This window comes from Variovorax sp. P1_G12 (genome assembly GCF_056405555.1).
Genome location: NZ_JBFUBW010000023.1, coordinates 87,497 through 103,137, shown reverse-complemented (window position 1 = coordinate 103,137; position 15,641 = coordinate 87,497). Strand labels below are relative to the sequence as shown.

The window sequence follows — 15,641 nt, the reverse complement described above, 5'->3', positions numbered from 1 at the left end:
AACATGGCGTCAGTCATCAATACCAACAGCCTTTCTCTGCTCACGCAGAACAACCTGACCAAGTCGCAGTCGTCGCTGAACACCGCGATCCAGCGTCTGTCGTCCGGCCTGCGCATCAACAGCGCCAAGGACGACGCCGCCGGCCAAGCCATCGCCAACCGTTTCACGGCCAACATCAAGGGCCTGACGCAAGCTTCGCGCAACGCCAACGACGGCATCTCGATCGCCCAAACGACTGAAGGCGCGTTGACCGAAGTCAACAACAACCTGCAGCGCGTTCGTGAACTGTCGGTGCAAGCCGCCACCGGCACCAACTCGGCCAGCGACCTGGACTCGATCCAGGGTGAAATCAAGCTGCGCCTGGACGAAATCAACCGCGTCTCGGAGCAGACCCAGTTCAACGGCGTGAAGGTTCTGTCGGCCGACGCCGGCAAGCTGACCGTGCAAGTCGGCGCGAACGATGGCGAGACGATCGACATCGACCTGAAGGAAATCAGCGCGAAGACACTGGGTCTCGACAGCTTCAACGTGAACAACACCGGCGCGGCGAACAAGAACGCGACCGCGACCGACCTGTTGATCGCCGGTTTCGCGCAGAACGGTGTCCCGGTTGCCGGCGTGACCACGTACGACCGTACGCTGACCGCGGCCGCCAATGGCGGTGTTTCGTCGGATGCGCTGGCAACGTTGAAAGACGGCGGGATTGTCAAAGTGGGTACGGAAACGTTCACCTACAGCGCTGCGACGAAGAGCTACGCTGCTGGCGATAGCGCTCGGACGCTGGCCGCGACGAATGCCTCCCTGACCCCGCCAGTCGGTGGCAGCGCGACGGCAACCGTCACCATCGGCGCCAAGTCGATGGATGTCAAGATCGACAGCAACGGCGCCCTGACCGATGCCAACGATGGCTCGGCGCTGTACCTCGATGCAACCAAGAACCTGACCAAGACCGGCGCGGCTTCCACCCCCGCCACCGTCGCGACGCTGACCGCTGCCGCAACGGGCATGCAAGCGGGCGACACGATCAAGATCGGCGCAACCGGTGCGACCTACACGTCGGGGGGCGCCACGTTCGCCGTCACGGGCGAGAAGGCTTCGGCGGACGCGGTTGCTGTCAAGCTCAAGACTGTGGGCGGCACCGTCGACTCCGACGGCGACGCTACTGTGGACTACACGGCGGCCGCCGGCGGCGCCCTCGCCGGCGTCTTCATGGGTGCCAGCGGGTTGACGGCCACTGCCCTCGAAACGATCAAGTTGAATGCCAACGGCATCGCAACCGACGCGGCTGGCAGCGTGCTGTACGCCGATTCGTCCAAGCCCGGCAAGGTGACGACTCAGGCCGTCAGCGCCGGCAAGGCAACGGTCGATCCGCTCAAGGCACTCGATGCAGCCCTGTCCAAGGTGGACCAACTGCGCAGCTCGCTGGGTGCGGTGCAGAACCGTTTCGACTCGGTGATCGCCAACCTCGGCACTACGGTGACCAACCTGTCTTCCTCGCGTTCGCGCATCGAAGACGCCGACTACGCCACGGAAGTGTCGAACATGACCCGCGCGCAGATCCTGCAGCAAGCCGGTACCTCGGTGCTGGCCCAGGCGAACCAGACCACGCAAGGCGTGCTGTCGCTCCTGCGTTGATCGACTAGCAGATAGGAAAAGGAATGCCAGGCCCCTCCCGCAAGGGAAGGTCCTGGCGGCCGCAGGCCTCACCGCCTGCGCTGTCCCCTGCGGCCATGCCCGACGGCGAGGCCGCAGAGGACAGCGAAGTCAAGAAGAACCAAGGTGGAAAACATGTCGAACCCCGTGCCTGCCGCTCTCGCAATGGAAAGCCCCTGGACGCAACTGCTCGCCGGTCGCGCCGGCGGCGCCGCGGTCGCGACGGCATTCGCCGGTGCGGCCGCCGTGTCGGAACCGGTCGAAGAAGCGACCCCTGAGCAGATCGAGACGGCGGTGCAGGAGGTCAACGCGTCGTTTGCGAACCGCTCCATCGGCCTGCAGTTCGAGATCGACCGGGACATCGACAAGGTCATCGTGAAAGTGGTCGACCGGACCAGCGGCGAAGTGATTCGCCAGATCCCGAACGAGGAAGTGGTTCGTTTCGCCAAGGTGATGGGTCGATCGGCCGGCCAGCTGGTGAGCCAGCAGGCCTGAAGGCCGCGCCCCTTCTTCATTCATCAACAAGGAATTCACTCAAATGGCAACGATCAGCAGCCTGGGCGTCGGCTCCAACCTCGACCTGAGCAGCCTGCTCAAGCAACTCCAGACGGCGGAGAGCCAGCCCCTGGTGGCCCTGCAGGCGAAGGCGAAGAGCTACACCAGCAAGCTGTCGGCCTATGGCTCGCTGCAAAGCGCGCTCGGCGTCCTGCAGGGCGCCGCCAAGAAGCTGTCCGACCCGGCGCTGTTCCAGACCGTCACGGGCACGCCCACCGTGAGCGGCATCCTCTCCGCCTCATCCACCGACGCCAGTTCGGCGGGCAGCTACAGCATCACCGTGTCGAAGCTGGCGCAGGCGCAGTCGGCCATCACGGCGGGCCAGGCCAGCACCACCACCGCGATCGGCAGCGGCAAGATCACGATCGACTTCGGCACCATCACCGGCGACGCGCTGGACGCCGCGACCGGCAAGTACAGCGGCGCCGGCTTCAACCCGGACGCCTCGCGCGTCGCGAAGCCGATCACCATCGATGCCACCAACAACACGCTGGGCGGCATCCGCGATGCGATCAACGCGGCCGATGCCGGCGTCACGGCCAGCATCGTCAACGACGGCAGCGGCACGCCCAATCGCCTGGTGCTGGTCTCCACGCAGACCGGCGCGGCCTCGAGCATGCGGATCTCGGTCGATGGCGACGCGGCGCTGCAGAACCTGCTGAACAACGACCCGGCCGGCACGCAGAACCTGCAGCAGTCGGTCGCGGCGCAGAACGCCGAGCTCACCGTCAACGGCATCGCCATCACCAGCGCCAGCAACACGGTCAAGGAAGCGATCCAGGGCACCACGCTCACGCTGGTGTCGGCCGGCACGACCGGTCTCTCGATGAAGGCCAACACGGCCTCGGTGAAGACCGCGATCAACGATTTCGTCAAGGCTTTCAACAGTCTGCAGAGCACGGCGACCTCGCTCACCGCCTACGACGCCGACACCAAGACCGGCGCCGCGCTGGTCGGCGACTCGACCTTGCGCCTGCTCCAGACCCGGATCCGGCAGGCGCTCACGACGCCGCAGGCGGGCGGACCCAACGACATGAAGGTGCTGACGGAGATCGGCGTGGCGTTCCAGAAGGACGGGACGCTGGCCGTGGATTCGACCAAGCTCGACAAGGCGCTCGACGCCAACCTGGAAGGGGTCTCGAGGCTCTTCGCCAGCGCCACCGGCAGCACGGCGGGCTACGGCAAGCAGCTGGACACGCTGGTGGAGGACCTCAATCGCAACGGCGGCTCGCTGAAGGTGGCCACCGACGGCGTGACCACGACGATCAAGGAACTCGACAAGCAGTACGACGCGATGCAGGTACGGGTGGATGCCACGGTGGATCGCTACCGCAAGCAGTTCAGCCAGCTCGACGTGCTGATCAACAGCATGAACAGCACCATGAGCTACCTCACGAAGCAATTCGATGCGATGAACGCCAGCAACGGCAAGTAATCCAGCCACCCGAGAGCCGCCGATGTACACACCCCACAGCTTCAGGACCGGCGCCGGCGCCTATGCGCGCATCGGCGTCGACACCGGCGCGATGAGCGCCTCGCCACACCAGCTGATCTGCATGCTGTTCGACGGCGCCCAGTCGTCCATCGGCATGGCCCGGCACCACCTGTCGGTCGGCGACATCGGAGCCAGGGGCCAGGCGATCTCGAAGGCGATCGACATCGTCGACAACGGCCTCGCGGCCGCGCTCGACGCCAAGGCCGCGGGCCCGGAAGGCGAGGCCCTGGTGGCCAACCTGTCGGCGCTCTATGGCTACATCATCCAGAAGCTTCTCTACGCCAACCTGCGCAACGACGTGCAGGCGCTCGACGAAGCCGATGGCCTTCTCGAAAACATTGCATCGGCCTGGCGCGAGATCGACGCCGGCCCCGCGCGCAGCTGACGCGCCCGATGAGAACCACAGGGGACAAAATGGCAGCCAGGAGTGAAGTCGTGCATTGCTACGGGCAACTCGCCTCGGGCGTTGCACGCATGGCGGAGCTGGCCCGGGCCAGGGAGTGGGGCCAGCTGCCCGCGCTGGAGGAGCAGTGCGCGGCGATCGTCGATCGCCTGAAGGTGCTCGCTCCGCTGGAGGCGCTCGACCCCAGCCAGTTCGAGCAGACCTGTCGCCTGATCGACCAGATCCGTGCCGACCAGGACGAGGTCTGCGGGCTGGTCAAGCCGCAGATCGAACAGTTGATCGCCCGCATGAGCTTCCTGCAGCAGCAGCGCAGCCTGGGCAAGGCCTACGGGCCGCCGCACTGAGCGGACGCGAGCTGGCCATGAGTGGACTCACCGGACTGATCGATGCGCTGCTGGCCGCCAAGGCTTCGCCGCGGCTGGACGTGCTCGCGATCAAGACCGAAGCCCAGATCGGCGCGCCCGGCGCGGTGGCACAGGTGCTGAAGGTCGACAACGACGTGCGCCTGCCCTCGAAGGCCGCGCTCGATCGCCTGCTTCCCGGTGGTTCGCCGAGCCTGCCGCCTGCCCACGCGGCGCAGCAGCCGCCCGAGGCCGAACTGTCGGTGGCGGCGCGCGTCATCAGCGCGGTGCTGGCCGACCTCGAAACGGATGCCGGCCCGGTGCGCGGCACCGCGCCCGCCTGGCCTTCGCAGCAGGCGCCCTCGGCCCCCGCGCTGGCCAGCGCGCTGTCGCAGACCGTGGCCCACAGCGGCCTGTTCTACGAATCGCATCTGGTCGATTTCGCATCCGGCAGTCGCACGCTGGCGCAAATGCTGGAGGAGCCCCAGGCGCGCTGGGCGACACCGCTGGCCGCGCAGAGAGCGGCCGAGCCGGCGGCCGCCGCGGCGCTTCCGGTGAACCCGGCGGCCGTCTCGACCTTGCCGGTGGCCCCCGCGGTCGCCCAATTGGCGACGCCCGTGCCGGAGACCGCAGCGCCGGCCGTCGCCGATCCGAAGCAGGGCGCGCCCGCGTCTTCGCCGCGCGCCGCATCGCCGGCCGCCCAGGCCGGCGCGCCGGCGGACGGCGCCGCCCCGCAGGATGCCGACGCCGGTGCATCCGCGGATGCCGCACGTCTGCAGGCCGCCTACGGGCGCAGCGAGGCCGCGCGCCCGGCACCGGCACCGGAAACGGCCGTGTCCGCGCGCCTGGAAGAGGCCGCACCGGCGCATCACGCCGCCGCGTCCGTGGCCAGGGTCGCCGTGCCGGCTGCCGAAGTGATTCATCCGCAGGCCGTGAGCCTGGTGCATCAGCAGCTGGACCTGCTGGCGACGGCGGTCTTCCGCTGGAATGGCGAGGCCTGGCCGGGCGTGGCGATGAACTGGTCGGTCGAGAAGGAAGCCGCCGAGCCCTCGGGCGAAGCGGCGGTCGAGGAGGGCGCGCAGCGCTGGTCAACCACGGTCTCGCTGAGCCTGCCGCGGCTTGGCGAGGTCGCCCTCCGCCTGAGCCTCGCGGGCCCGGGCCTGCAGGCGCGGCTGGCGGCCAGCGAGCCGGGCACGGTGACGAGATTGCGCGCCGACGGCCGTGCGCTGGTGCGGCGGCTGGAAGCCGCCGGCCTGCGCGTGCAGGACCTGCAGGTGGCGCCGATGGAGCCGCCAGCGACCGACCGGCCGGGGGACGCATCGTGAGCACGCCGATGGACGACCGGCCCGTCGCGGTGGCGCTGTCCTATGCCGACAAGTCCCGGGCCCCGGTGGTGGTGGCCAAGGGCTATGGCGTGGTGGCCGAGTCGATCATGCGCGAGGCGAGGCAGAACGGGCTTTACGTCCACGCCTCGTCCGGCCTGGTCAAGCTGCTGATGCAGGTCGACCTCGACCAGCAGATCCCGCCGCAGCTCTATGTCGCGGTGGCCGAAGTCATGGCCTGGATCCACGGGCTCGAAAGCCGCGCCGAAGCGCAGGCAGGCTCATCCTGAAAGACCCCGAATCATGGTCGGAAAATGAAATGATACTTTTTGTTTCACTATCAATGAATATTCATTGAGTTAAGCGGTCCCATACACATTAATACTTTTTACTGCAGTCTGATTTTTAATACTAATTAGTCAAAAGAATTGAACGGAGTCGCGTATTTCTGACGTAAACAGTTTGGACTACTTTTCATTGGAGAGCCAGTTCGAATTATGAGCCGACCTCAACGGCGTGTCAGATAAGTCTCACTTTCCGCAACGGCGAGGCGAACGGTAACGAAGTTGTTAACAATTGTGTATAGACTGCAAACTAGATTTTGAATGGAGTTCAGAGTGGAAATGGATATCGATGGCGGCGGCAATGATGGCGACATCTCGAAAGAGATCGGCGACATTAACCTGGCCTATATGCTGCTCGCTCAAAAGCTTGCCAAACAGGATCGGGCGGCGGCCATGTACCGCCTCGGCGTCGGACGTGAATTGGCGGATTTGCTGGCCAACATGTCCTTGACGCAGATTGTCAAATTGGCGACATCCAATTTTCTGCTCTGCAGCTTTCGCCTTGACGATCACCCGATGTTCGCGGTGTTCGGCGAAGGCAAGGACACCTCGCTGCAGCAGGCTCACATGTCGATCCTGATAGCGGCACGCCAGCTCCAGGCGCGCGAAGCGGAGGCCGTGGCATGAGCGCCGCGCCGGGCCGCCCAAAGCAAGCTCGCACCGCAGTGCGCAGCACGGAGGTTTTCATGAGCGCCGCGCCGGGCCGCCCCAAGCAAGCTCGCACCGCAGTGCGCAGCACGGAGGTTTTCATGAGCACCGCGCCGGGCCGCCCCAGGCGAGCTCGCGCCGCAGTGCGCAGCACGGAGGCTTCCTGATGGCCGCGAAAAGCGTTCTCGGCGAGGTCCGGCAGGTTCAATTGGCGGTTGAATTGATTGAGCTCGGCGCCCGTCTCCAATTCCTCGAAGCGGAAGTCGGATTGAGCCGCGAACGGCTGATCCGCCTTTACAAGGAGCTGAAGGGCGTTTCACCGCCCAAGGGCCTGTTGCCTTTTTCGACCGACTGGTACATGACCTGGCTGGCCAATATCCATTCGTCGATGTTCTACAACATGTACCGCTTCATGCTGCATGAGGCCCGGGAGGGCGAACTGCAGGCATTGATCAAGAGCTACCGCCTTTATTCGGAGCAGATCGAGGCCCACGGCGGGGAAATCGTTCTGGATTTCACGCGTGCCTACACGATGGTCCGGTTTTTCGATAGCGACATGCTGCAATTGAGCACCTGCAGCCGCTGCGGTGGCCATTTTGTCGCCCATGCGCACGACCACAAGCACGGCTATGTGTGCGTGCTGTGCCGTCCCCCTTCGCGGGCCGGCAAGGCGCGCAGTCCGAAGCGCGTCGAGGAACCTGCCGAGAGCCTGCCATCAGCGCAGCCTCCAATTCTCGCCGCGCATTCCGCACTGAGCGCGAACGGAGTTCATTGAAAACGGTAATTTTTCATTGATTCAGAGTTTTTATTGATTTGACGCCTGCGGGCAAAAGGGGACGCGCGTGCTCGTGTTGGTTGGATACCTGGTAGTGATAGGGGCCGTTTTCGGCGGCTACGCCCTGATGGGCGGGCATTTCGGCGTCCTGTTCCAGCCCGTCGAACTGCTGATGATCGGCGGCTCCGCGTTGGGCGCCTTCATCGCGGGCAACAACGGCAAGACCATCAAGGCGACGATGAAGGAGCTGCCGCTGCTGCTGCGTTCGTCCAAGCACAACCGGCAGCTCTACATGGACCTGCTCGCCCTGCTGTACGAGTTGCTCGCCAAGGCGCGCAAGGACGGCATGATGAAGCTGGAGTCCGACGTCGAGAACCCGGGCGAGAGCGAGATCTTCGGGCGCTACCCGGTCATCATGGCCGACAGCGAACTGATGGAGTTCCTCTGCGACTACCTGCGCCTGGTCATCAGCGGCAACACCGACCCGTTCGAGATCGAGGCCCTGATGGACCACGAGATCGAGACCATCCGCCACGAGGCCGAGGTCCCCCAGCACAGCCTGGCCGGCGTCGCCGATGCCTTGCCGGCGCTGGGCATCGTCGCGGCGGTGATGGGCGTGGTCCACGCGCTGGCTTCCGCCGACCTGCCGCCTTCGGAGATGGGCGCGCTGATTGCGCATGCGATGGTCGGCACCTTCCTCGGCGTGCTGCTCGCCTACGGCTTCGTGTCGCCGCTGGCCTCGCTGATCGGCCAGAAGGTCGAAGAGGCCATGAAGGTCTACCAGTGTGCCAAGGTCACCCTGCTCGCCAGCCTCAACGGCTATGCGCCGCAGCTCGCGGTGGAGTTCGGCCGCAAGGTGCTGTTCTCCACCGAGCGCCCCTCCTTCACCGAACTGGATGACCATGTTCGGGAAGTCAAGGCACGCTGATCGGCAGGGGGCGCGGACATGAGCGCAGACAAGCAGCACATCATCGTCAAGCGGGTGGTCGCGGGCGGCGGGGGCCACCATGGCGGCGGCTGGAAGATCGCCTACGCCGACTTCATGACCGCCATGATGGCGTTCTTCCTCGTCATGTGGCTGCTGGCGATCTCGACGCCGAAGCAGCGCGAAGGCATCGCCGAGCATTTCCGCATGCCGCTCAAGGCCGCGCTCAGCGGCGGCGACAGGAGCAGCCTGAGCACCAGCATGATCCCGGGCGGCGGTGCCGACCCGATCCACAGCGAGGGCGAGGTCCGGCAGGTCAGCCAGAGCGAGGAGGAGGCCGACGCGGAACGCCTGGCCGAGATGAAGAAGCGGCTCGATGCACTGATCGAGAACAGCCCGGTCTTCAAGCAGTTCCGCTCGCAGATCCTGATCGACATCACGACCGAGGGCCTGCGCCTGCAGCTCGTCGACAGCGAGAACCGGCCGATGTTCGACCTCGCCAGCGCCCGGGTGGTGCCGCACATGCGCGCCATCCTGCGCGAGCTCGGGCCCAAGCTCAACGAGCTGCCCAACAAGATCACGCTGTCGGGCCATACCGATGCGTTCGTCTACAGCAACGGCGACAAGGCCTACGGCAACTGGGAACTGTCGGCCGACCGCGCCAACGCCTCGCGGCGCGAGCTGGTGATCGGCGGCATGACCGAGAGCAAGGTGCTGCGCGTGGTCGGCCTGTCCGACAGCATGCACCTGGACAACGCCGATCCGCGCAATCCGATCAATCGGCGCATCAGCATCATTCTGCTCAACCGCCAGACGCAGGAGCGGATCGAGCGCGAGAACAGCGGCGACGGGGCGGCCGTGCGGGTGAGCGCCGCGCGGGCCGCCGCACCGGGCAGCAGCAGCGACCTGAAGCCGGCCGCCTTCAAGCCCCAGGCCCCGACGCAGTAACAGAGACGACAGACCCAGCATCGGCCCCTCGGGGCCGGCATCGGAGCACACAGATGGACCTCAGCCAGTTTTCCCAAGCATTCTTTGTCGAAGCGATCGAGCTTCTGGCACAGATGGAGCAATTGCTGCTCGAACTCGACGTGGAGTCGCCGGACAGCGAGCAGCTCAACGCGATCTTCCGCGCCGCGCACTCGATCAAGGGCGGCGCCGCCACATTCGGCTTCACCGCGCTGACCGAGACCACGCACCTGCTCGAGACACTTTTGGACCGGGCACGCCATGGCCAGCTGCGCCTGAGCGGTCCGATGATCGATGCCTTTTTGGAAACGAAGGACGCCTTGCAAGAACAAGTCACTGCCTACCAGGCGAACAAAGAGCCTGAAGCCGCCCGCGTCGCGCACATTTGCGCCGTGCTCCAGCAACTGGCGATGGAGAACAGCGCCGGTGGCGCGCCTGCGCCCGCGCCCGCGCCCGCGCCCGCCGCGGCACCCGTGGCGGCGGCCGCACCGGCAGCCGCGCCGTCGGGGTCCGGTGCGCTGCGCATCCGCTTCGCCCGCCTGTCGGACACCGAATGCGATCTGCTGGCCGACGAACTGGCCAACCTGGGCCGGCTGGTCTCGCGCACGCGCAGCAACGACCAGTTGACCGTGATGCTGGAGACCACTTGCAATCCGGAGGACATCGTCGCCGTCTGCTGCTTCGTGATCGACGAATCGCAGATCGACATCACGCGCGATGCGGCCGAGGAGCCGGTCGAGGAGCCGGCGATGCAGGCGCAAGTGCAGGCCGCGCCGCCGGCAGCCGCGCCCGCGCCGCCCGTCGCCGAGCCCGGCGCCAAGGCCCAGGCCGCCGCCTCGCCCGCCGCTGCCAAGGAGTCGAGCTCGATCCGCGTCGATGTCGAGAAGGTCGACCAACTCATCAACCTGGTGGGCGAACTGGTCATCACGCAGTCGATGCTCACGCAGGCCGCCACCATGCTCGACCCGGTCGTCTACGAGCGCTTCCTGAGCGGCCTCGGCCATCTGGAGCGCAATGCGCGCGACATGCAGGAGTCCGTGATGTCGATCCGCATGATGCCGATGGACTACGTCTTCAGCCGTTTCCCGCGTGTCATCCGCGACGTCAGCGCCAAGCTGGGCAAGCAGGTCCGCCTCGACACCTACGGCAAGGAGACCGAGCTCGACAAGGGCCTGATCGAGCGCATCGTCGATCCGCTCACGCACCTGGTGCGCAACAGTCTCGACCACGGCATCGAGACGCCCGACATCCGCCTCGCCAAGGGCAAGGACGCCACCGGCCAGCTGCTGCTGTCGGCGCAGCACCACGGTGGCAACATCGTGATCGAGGTCAGCGACGACGGCGCCGGGCTGAACCGCGAGAAGATCCTGGCCAAGGCCATGCAGCAGGGCCTGGCCGTGAGCGAGACCATGCCCGACGAGGAAGTCTGGCAGCTGATCTTCGCGCCGGGCTTCTCGACCGCCGAGCAGGTGACCGACATCTCCGGCCGCGGCGTCGGCATGGACGTAGTGAAGCGCAACATCCAGGAGATGGGCGGCCATGTCGAGATCCAGTCGCGCGGCGGCCACGGCACCACCACCCGCATCGTTCTGCCGCTGACGCTGGCGATCCTGAACGGGATGTCGGTCAAGGTCGGGGCGGAGGCCTACATCCTGCCGCTGAGCTACGTGATCGAGTCGCTGCAGCCGCTCGCCGACCACCTGCATTCGATCACCAGCGACGGGCATGTGATCAAGGTGCGCGGCGAGTACCTGCCGCTGATCGAGCTGCACCGCGTCTTCGACGTCGCGGGGGCCCAGGTGAACCCGACCCAGGGCATCCTGGTGATCGTGCAGGCCGACGACGCGCGCTTCGCGCTGCTGGTCGACGAGCTGCTGGGGCAGCACCAGGTGGTGGTGAAGAACCTCGAGACCAACTACCGCAAGGTGCCCGGCATCTCGGCGGCGACGATCCTGGGCGACGGCAGCGTGGCTTTCATCATCGACGTCGGCGCCATGCCGCGCATCCAGCGTGCGCAGGCGGCGAGCGCTGCCGCGCTGGCCGGCGCCGCCAGGCCGCAGGCGATCGCGGCCTGACGCTCTTCCATGCATTGCCCCGGACATCCCGCCGACGGGGATGCTTGACTCGAGCTTCAGACGGAGACATTTGCAATGCGCTTTGATTTCTTTCGACTGGCAGGTTCGAACCCTGCCGCGAGCGATGAGGTGGCCGCCGCTGATCGTGCCCCGGTGGACCCGACGGACGATCCGCTGCGGCCGCGCGAAGCCAACGGCTATGTGAGCTACGCACTGCAGCTCGATGCGCAGCAGCGGGTCAAGGGCTATCGCATGGCTTGGCTCCCGGCTCCCGGGTCCGAGGCAACGCCGGACGCGTCGAGCCAGTTCAGGGCGCTGCTCGACAACATCTGCAGGCATCTCAACCCGGCGCGCACCGGCTGGCGCCTCGGCCGCCTCGCGATCTTCCTCGATGTCACGGTCGACGCGCTGTTCCTGGCCGAGCTTCAGTCGCTGCCGCCCGAGAACGTGGTCCTGTGCATGGGCATCGACGACCTGATGGATGTCGAAACGCGCTCGATGCTGCTCTTTCTTCGCGAGCAAGGCTTCGGCTTCATGCTGCGCGACGCCGAGGCGTTGCCGGGCGACCCCGAGCTGCGCGACATCATCACCCACGTCGACGTCGGCGACGGCGACCCGGATCGGGTGGCGCGTGTGCGCAGCGAGGAGCCGCTGGGCCGCGCGCCGCTGCAGCTGATCGCCTCGCGGATCGAGAGCTGGCAACAGGCCCAGTCCTGCGCTGGACGCCGTGTGGACGTGTTCATCGACGGCTCGCAGATGCATCCACCGGTGAAGGAGGGCGCCGCCGCCCTGCAGCCCGAGGCGATCCTGATCGTGCGCCTGATGCACATGATCCAGCGCAACGAGAACGTGCGCGCCATCGAAGAGGCGCTCAAGCGCGACGCCGCGCTGACCTACAGGCTGCTGCGCCATATCAACTCTCCGGCCATCGGCGTCGGTGTCGAAGTCCATTCGCTGCGGCATGCGGTGGCGATGCTCGGCTACGCGCCGCTGTTCCGCTGGCTGTCGCTGCTGCTGGCGACGAGCAACCGGTCGATCTCGCCCTTCATGACCAAGAAGGCGATCACGCGCGGGCGCTTCGTCGAGCTGATGGGCCAGCAGCTGCTGCCGGCCGGCGAGGCCGACAACCTGTTCGTGGTCGGCATGTTCTCGCTGATCGACCAGCTGCTCGGGGTCTCCATGGAGCAGGTGCTGGCGAAGGTGCAGCTCGCGGAGTCGGTCCAGCAGGCGATCCTGGAGCGCAAGGGCGTCTATGCACCCTTCCTCGCGCTGGCCGAAGCCTGCGAGGGCGACGGCGCCCAGGCGGCGCGGCTTTCCGAGGCGCTCTTCGTGAGCGCCGGTCAGGTCAATGCGGCGCACTTCGCGGCGCTGGTCTGGTCGCAAGAGGTGAACGCGCACGAGGCGGCAGGATGAACCTGAAGCGCGAGTTGCAAGGTGTTTGTCCCCTTGATCGATCCATTGGAAAAGAGGCCCGCTATGTACATTGAAGCGCATGCACCGACGCCGGCCGTGAACACCGAATTCCTATTTACCGACAGCGACTTCTCCAAGGTCCGGACGCTGATCCATCGGCGGGCCGGCATCGCGCTGGGCGAGCAGAAGCGACAGATGGTCTACAGCCGCCTGTCGCGCCGGCTGCGGGAGCTGCGGCTGCCGGAGTTCTCCTCCTACCTCGAGTTGCTGGAGGCGCGCCAGGACGGTGACGAATGGCAGTCGTTCATCAACTCGCTGACCACCAACCTGACCTCGTTCTTCCGCGAGGCCCATCATTTTCCGGTGCTGGCGGAGCACGTGCGCAAGGCCAGGGAGCCGGTGACGATCTGGTGTTCGGCGGCCTCGACCGGCGAGGAGCCCTATTCGATCGCGATCACGCTGATCGAGGCGCTCGGCGACAAGGCCAACGCGGCACGCGTGATCTCGACCGACATCGACACCGCGGTGCTGGCCAAGGCCCAGGCTGGTGTCTTCACCGCCGAGCAGGTAAGCCGGCTGTCGCCCGAGCGGCTGCGCCGCTTCTTCAGCAAGGGCACCGGCACCAATGCCGGCAAGGTCCGCATCCGGCCCGAGGTCGCGCAGCTGGTGAAGTTCTCGCGCCTGAACCTGCTCGACCCTTCGTGGTCGGTGAAGGAGCCGGTGGATGCGATCTTCTGCCGCAACGTGATGATCTATTTCGACAAGCCGACGCAGAAGAAGGTGCTCGACCGCTTCGCGCCGCTGCTGAAGACCAACGGACTCCTGTTTGCCGGCCATTCGGAGAACGCCTCGCTGGTCAACCCGAGCTTCAAGTCGCTCGGCCACACGGTGTACGAGCTGGCGCGGGTGAAGGCCAAGGCGGGCGTTGCATGAGCGCAGCGCGAGGGCAGGGGCAAGCATGAGCGCGGGAGTGCCGGGTTCGCTGGCAAACCACCACTACTTCGACCGCGACGTCGGCAGCATGGCGGTCAAGCTGCTGCCGTCGGAATACTTCGTGACCACCACCGACACGGTGCTGACCACGGTGCTGGGCTCCTGCGTCTCGGCTTGCATCCTCGACATCGACAACGGCGTCGCGGGCATGAACCACTTCATGTTGCCGGAGGAGGGCGACGCGGTCCCGCGCGACGCCGTCGAGTCGATGCGCTACGGCGCCTACGCGATGGACGTGCTGATCCGCGAGCTGATCCGCTCCGGCGCGCGGCGCGATCGGCTGCAGGCCAAGGTGTTCGGCGGTGCCGCGGTGCTGGCGAACATGACCACGCTCAACATCGGCGACCGCAACGCGGACTTCGTCCTGCGCTACCTGAAGGCCGAGCGCATCAGCGTCGCCGCGCAGGACCTGCGCGGCCAGCACGCGCGACGCGTGTGCTTCATGCCCGCGAGCGGGAAGGCGGTGGTGCGCAAGCTGCGGGCTCAGAACGACGTGCAGGCGATCCAGCGCGAGGAGGGCGAACTGCTGCGCAAGCTGTCCGTCCAGCGCCCGGCGATCGAGCTGCGCAAATTCAACTGCGCCGGCGCCGAAGCGACGCCGGTGGCACGAACCAAAGGACTCTGGTGAGCGCGAACAAGATCAAGGTGCTGTGCATCGACGATTCGGCGTTGATACGCAGCGTGATGACAGAAATCATCAACAGCCAGCCTGACATGACGGTCGTCGGCACCGCGGCCGATCCGCTGGTGGGCCGTGACCTCATCAAGGTCACCAACCCGGACGTGCTCACGCTCGACGTCGAGATGCCGCGCATGGACGGCCTCGAGTTCCTCGAGAAGCTGATGCGCCTGCGGCCGATGCCGGTGGTCATGGTGTCGTCGCTGACCGAGCGCGGCTCGGAAATCGCATTGCGCGCGCTGGAGCTCGGCGCCATCGACTTCGTGACCAAGCCGCGTCTGGGCGTGCGCGACGGCCTGCTCAACTACACCGAGCTGATCGCGGGCAAGATCCGCACGGCCGCCAGCGCCCGGCTGCTGCCTTCGCGGCATGCCGCCTCGGCGCGCACCGCGGCCGACGGCGCGCCCGAGGCGTTGTTGCGCAGTCCGCTGCTGAGCACCGAGAAGCTGATCATCATCGGGGCCTCCACGGGCGGCACCGAGGCGATCCGCGAGGTGCTGCAGCCGCTGCCGCCGGACTCGCCGGCGATCCTCATCGCGCAGCACATGCCTTCGGGCTTCACGCGCTCGTTCGCGCAGCGGCTCGACGGCCTGTGCCGCATCACGGTCAAGGAAGCGGAGCACGGCGAGCGCGTGCTGCCGGGCTATGCCTACATCGCGCCGGGCGGGTTTCACCTCTCGCTCGGCCGCAGCGGCGCCAACTACGTGGCGCACCTGGACCAGGAGCCGCCGGTGAACCGCCACCGCCCCTCGATCGACGTGCTGTTCGACTCGGCGGCCAGGCACGCCGGCAAGAATGCGATCGGGATGATCCTCACGGGCATGGGCAAGGACGGCGCCGAGGGACTGCTGCGCATGAAGCGCGCCGGCGCCCACACCTTCGCCCAGGACGAGGCGAGCTGCGTGGTCTTCGGCATGCCGAAGGAAGCGATCGCGCTCGGCGCCGCCGACGAGGTGGCGCCGCTGGGAGAGATGGCGCGCCGCGTGCTGGCGCACCTGCGCACCTTCGGCGCGCGCACGAATCGGGTTTGAAAAACGAACTGTTGGAGTGGAGA

General features: G+C 66.5%; 16 protein-coding genes. All 16 read left to right on the top strand.

What is annotated here, in order from left to right; all coding sequences use genetic code 11:
• The first annotated feature begins 3 nt into the window (after positions 1 to 3).
• Positions 4 to 1,635 carry a flagellin N-terminal helical domain-containing protein gene (locus tag AC1D2O_RS24480; RefSeq protein WP_478091240.1) on the top strand — a complete coding sequence of 544 codons (1,632 nt, stop codon included), beginning with the start codon at positions 4 to 6 and terminating at the stop codon, positions 1,633 to 1,635.
• Positions 1,636 to 1,788: 153 nt separating this feature from the next.
• Positions 1,789 to 2,148 (top strand): flagellar protein FlaG, encoded by a 360-nt coding sequence (locus AC1D2O_RS24475; RefSeq protein WP_478158044.1) that lies wholly within the window; start codon positions 1,789 to 1,791, stop codon positions 2,146 to 2,148.
• Between the two features lie 43 nt (positions 2,149 to 2,191).
• Positions 2,192 to 3,643, top strand: coding sequence for a flagellar filament capping protein FliD (gene fliD / locus AC1D2O_RS24470; RefSeq protein ID WP_478091237.1), 1,452 nt, complete (start codon positions 2,192 to 2,194; stop codon positions 3,641 to 3,643).
• A gap of 22 nt (positions 3,644 to 3,665) precedes the next feature.
• Positions 3,666 to 4,088, top strand: coding sequence for a flagellar export chaperone FliS (gene fliS / locus AC1D2O_RS24465; protein ID WP_478158043.1), 423 nt, complete (start codon positions 3,666 to 3,668; stop codon positions 4,086 to 4,088).
• A 29-nt stretch (positions 4,089 to 4,117) separates the two neighbouring features.
• The gene (locus tag AC1D2O_RS24460; RefSeq protein WP_478091234.1) at positions 4,118 to 4,450 is read left to right on the top strand and encodes a flagellar protein FliT; all 333 of its coding nucleotides are present in this window, start codon (positions 4,118 to 4,120) and stop codon (positions 4,448 to 4,450) included.
• A 17-nt stretch (positions 4,451 to 4,467) separates the two neighbouring features.
• Positions 4,468 to 5,772, top strand: a complete 1,305-nt coding sequence (fliK, locus tag AC1D2O_RS24455) for a flagellar hook-length control protein FliK (protein WP_478158042.1) — start codon at positions 4,468 to 4,470, stop codon at positions 5,770 to 5,772.
• Entirely contained in the window at positions 5,769 to 6,059 is a 291-nt protein-coding gene (locus tag AC1D2O_RS24450) for an EscU/YscU/HrcU family type III secretion system export apparatus switch protein (protein ID WP_477650679.1), read from the top strand. Before fliK ends, AC1D2O_RS24450 begins: the two co-directional genes overlap by 4 nt.
• A 333-nt stretch (positions 6,060 to 6,392) precedes the next feature.
• The gene (gene flhD / locus AC1D2O_RS24445; RefSeq protein ID WP_477650681.1) at positions 6,393 to 6,740 is read left to right on the top strand and encodes a flagellar transcriptional regulator FlhD; all 348 of its coding nucleotides are present in this window, start codon (positions 6,393 to 6,395) and stop codon (positions 6,738 to 6,740) included.
• 187 nt (positions 6,741 to 6,927) lie between these two features.
• Positions 6,928 to 7,536 (top strand): flagellar transcriptional regulator FlhC, encoded by a 609-nt coding sequence (gene flhC / locus AC1D2O_RS24440; protein WP_478158041.1) that lies wholly within the window; start codon positions 6,928 to 6,930, stop codon positions 7,534 to 7,536.
• A gap of 67 nt (positions 7,537 to 7,603) precedes the next feature.
• Positions 7,604 to 8,464, top strand: a complete 861-nt coding sequence (gene motA / locus AC1D2O_RS24435; RefSeq protein WP_478094603.1) for a flagellar motor stator protein MotA — start codon at positions 7,604 to 7,606, stop codon at positions 8,462 to 8,464.
• Between the two features lie 18 nt (positions 8,465 to 8,482).
• Positions 8,483 to 9,409 (top strand): flagellar motor protein MotB, encoded by a 927-nt coding sequence (gene motB / locus AC1D2O_RS24430; RefSeq protein WP_478094601.1) that lies wholly within the window; start codon positions 8,483 to 8,485, stop codon positions 9,407 to 9,409.
• Between the two features lie 53 nt (positions 9,410 to 9,462).
• Positions 9,463 to 11,502: a chemotaxis protein CheA gene (cheA, locus tag AC1D2O_RS24425; protein WP_478158040.1), complete on the top strand. Its 2,040-nt coding sequence runs from the start codon at positions 9,463 to 9,465 to the stop codon at positions 11,500 to 11,502.
• A gap of 75 nt (positions 11,503 to 11,577) precedes the next feature.
• On the top strand, positions 11,578 to 12,915 hold the full coding sequence (locus AC1D2O_RS24420) for an EAL and HDOD domain-containing protein (protein ID WP_478158039.1): 1,338 nt from the start codon (positions 11,578 to 11,580) through the stop codon (positions 12,913 to 12,915).
• A gap of 63 nt (positions 12,916 to 12,978) precedes the next feature.
• The gene (locus AC1D2O_RS24415) at positions 12,979 to 13,848 is read left to right on the top strand and encodes a CheR family methyltransferase (protein WP_478158038.1); all 870 of its coding nucleotides are present in this window, start codon (positions 12,979 to 12,981) and stop codon (positions 13,846 to 13,848) included.
• 25 nt (positions 13,849 to 13,873) lie between these two features.
• Entirely contained in the window at positions 13,874 to 14,536 is a 663-nt protein-coding gene (gene cheD / locus AC1D2O_RS24410; protein ID WP_478158037.1) for a chemoreceptor glutamine deamidase CheD, read from the top strand.
• Positions 14,537 to 14,592: 56 nt separating this feature from the next.
• Positions 14,593 to 15,618, top strand: a complete 1,026-nt coding sequence (locus tag AC1D2O_RS24405; RefSeq protein ID WP_478094445.1) for a protein-glutamate methylesterase/protein-glutamine glutaminase — start codon at positions 14,593 to 14,595, stop codon at positions 15,616 to 15,618.
• The last annotated feature ends 23 nt before the right edge of the window (positions 15,619 to 15,641 follow it).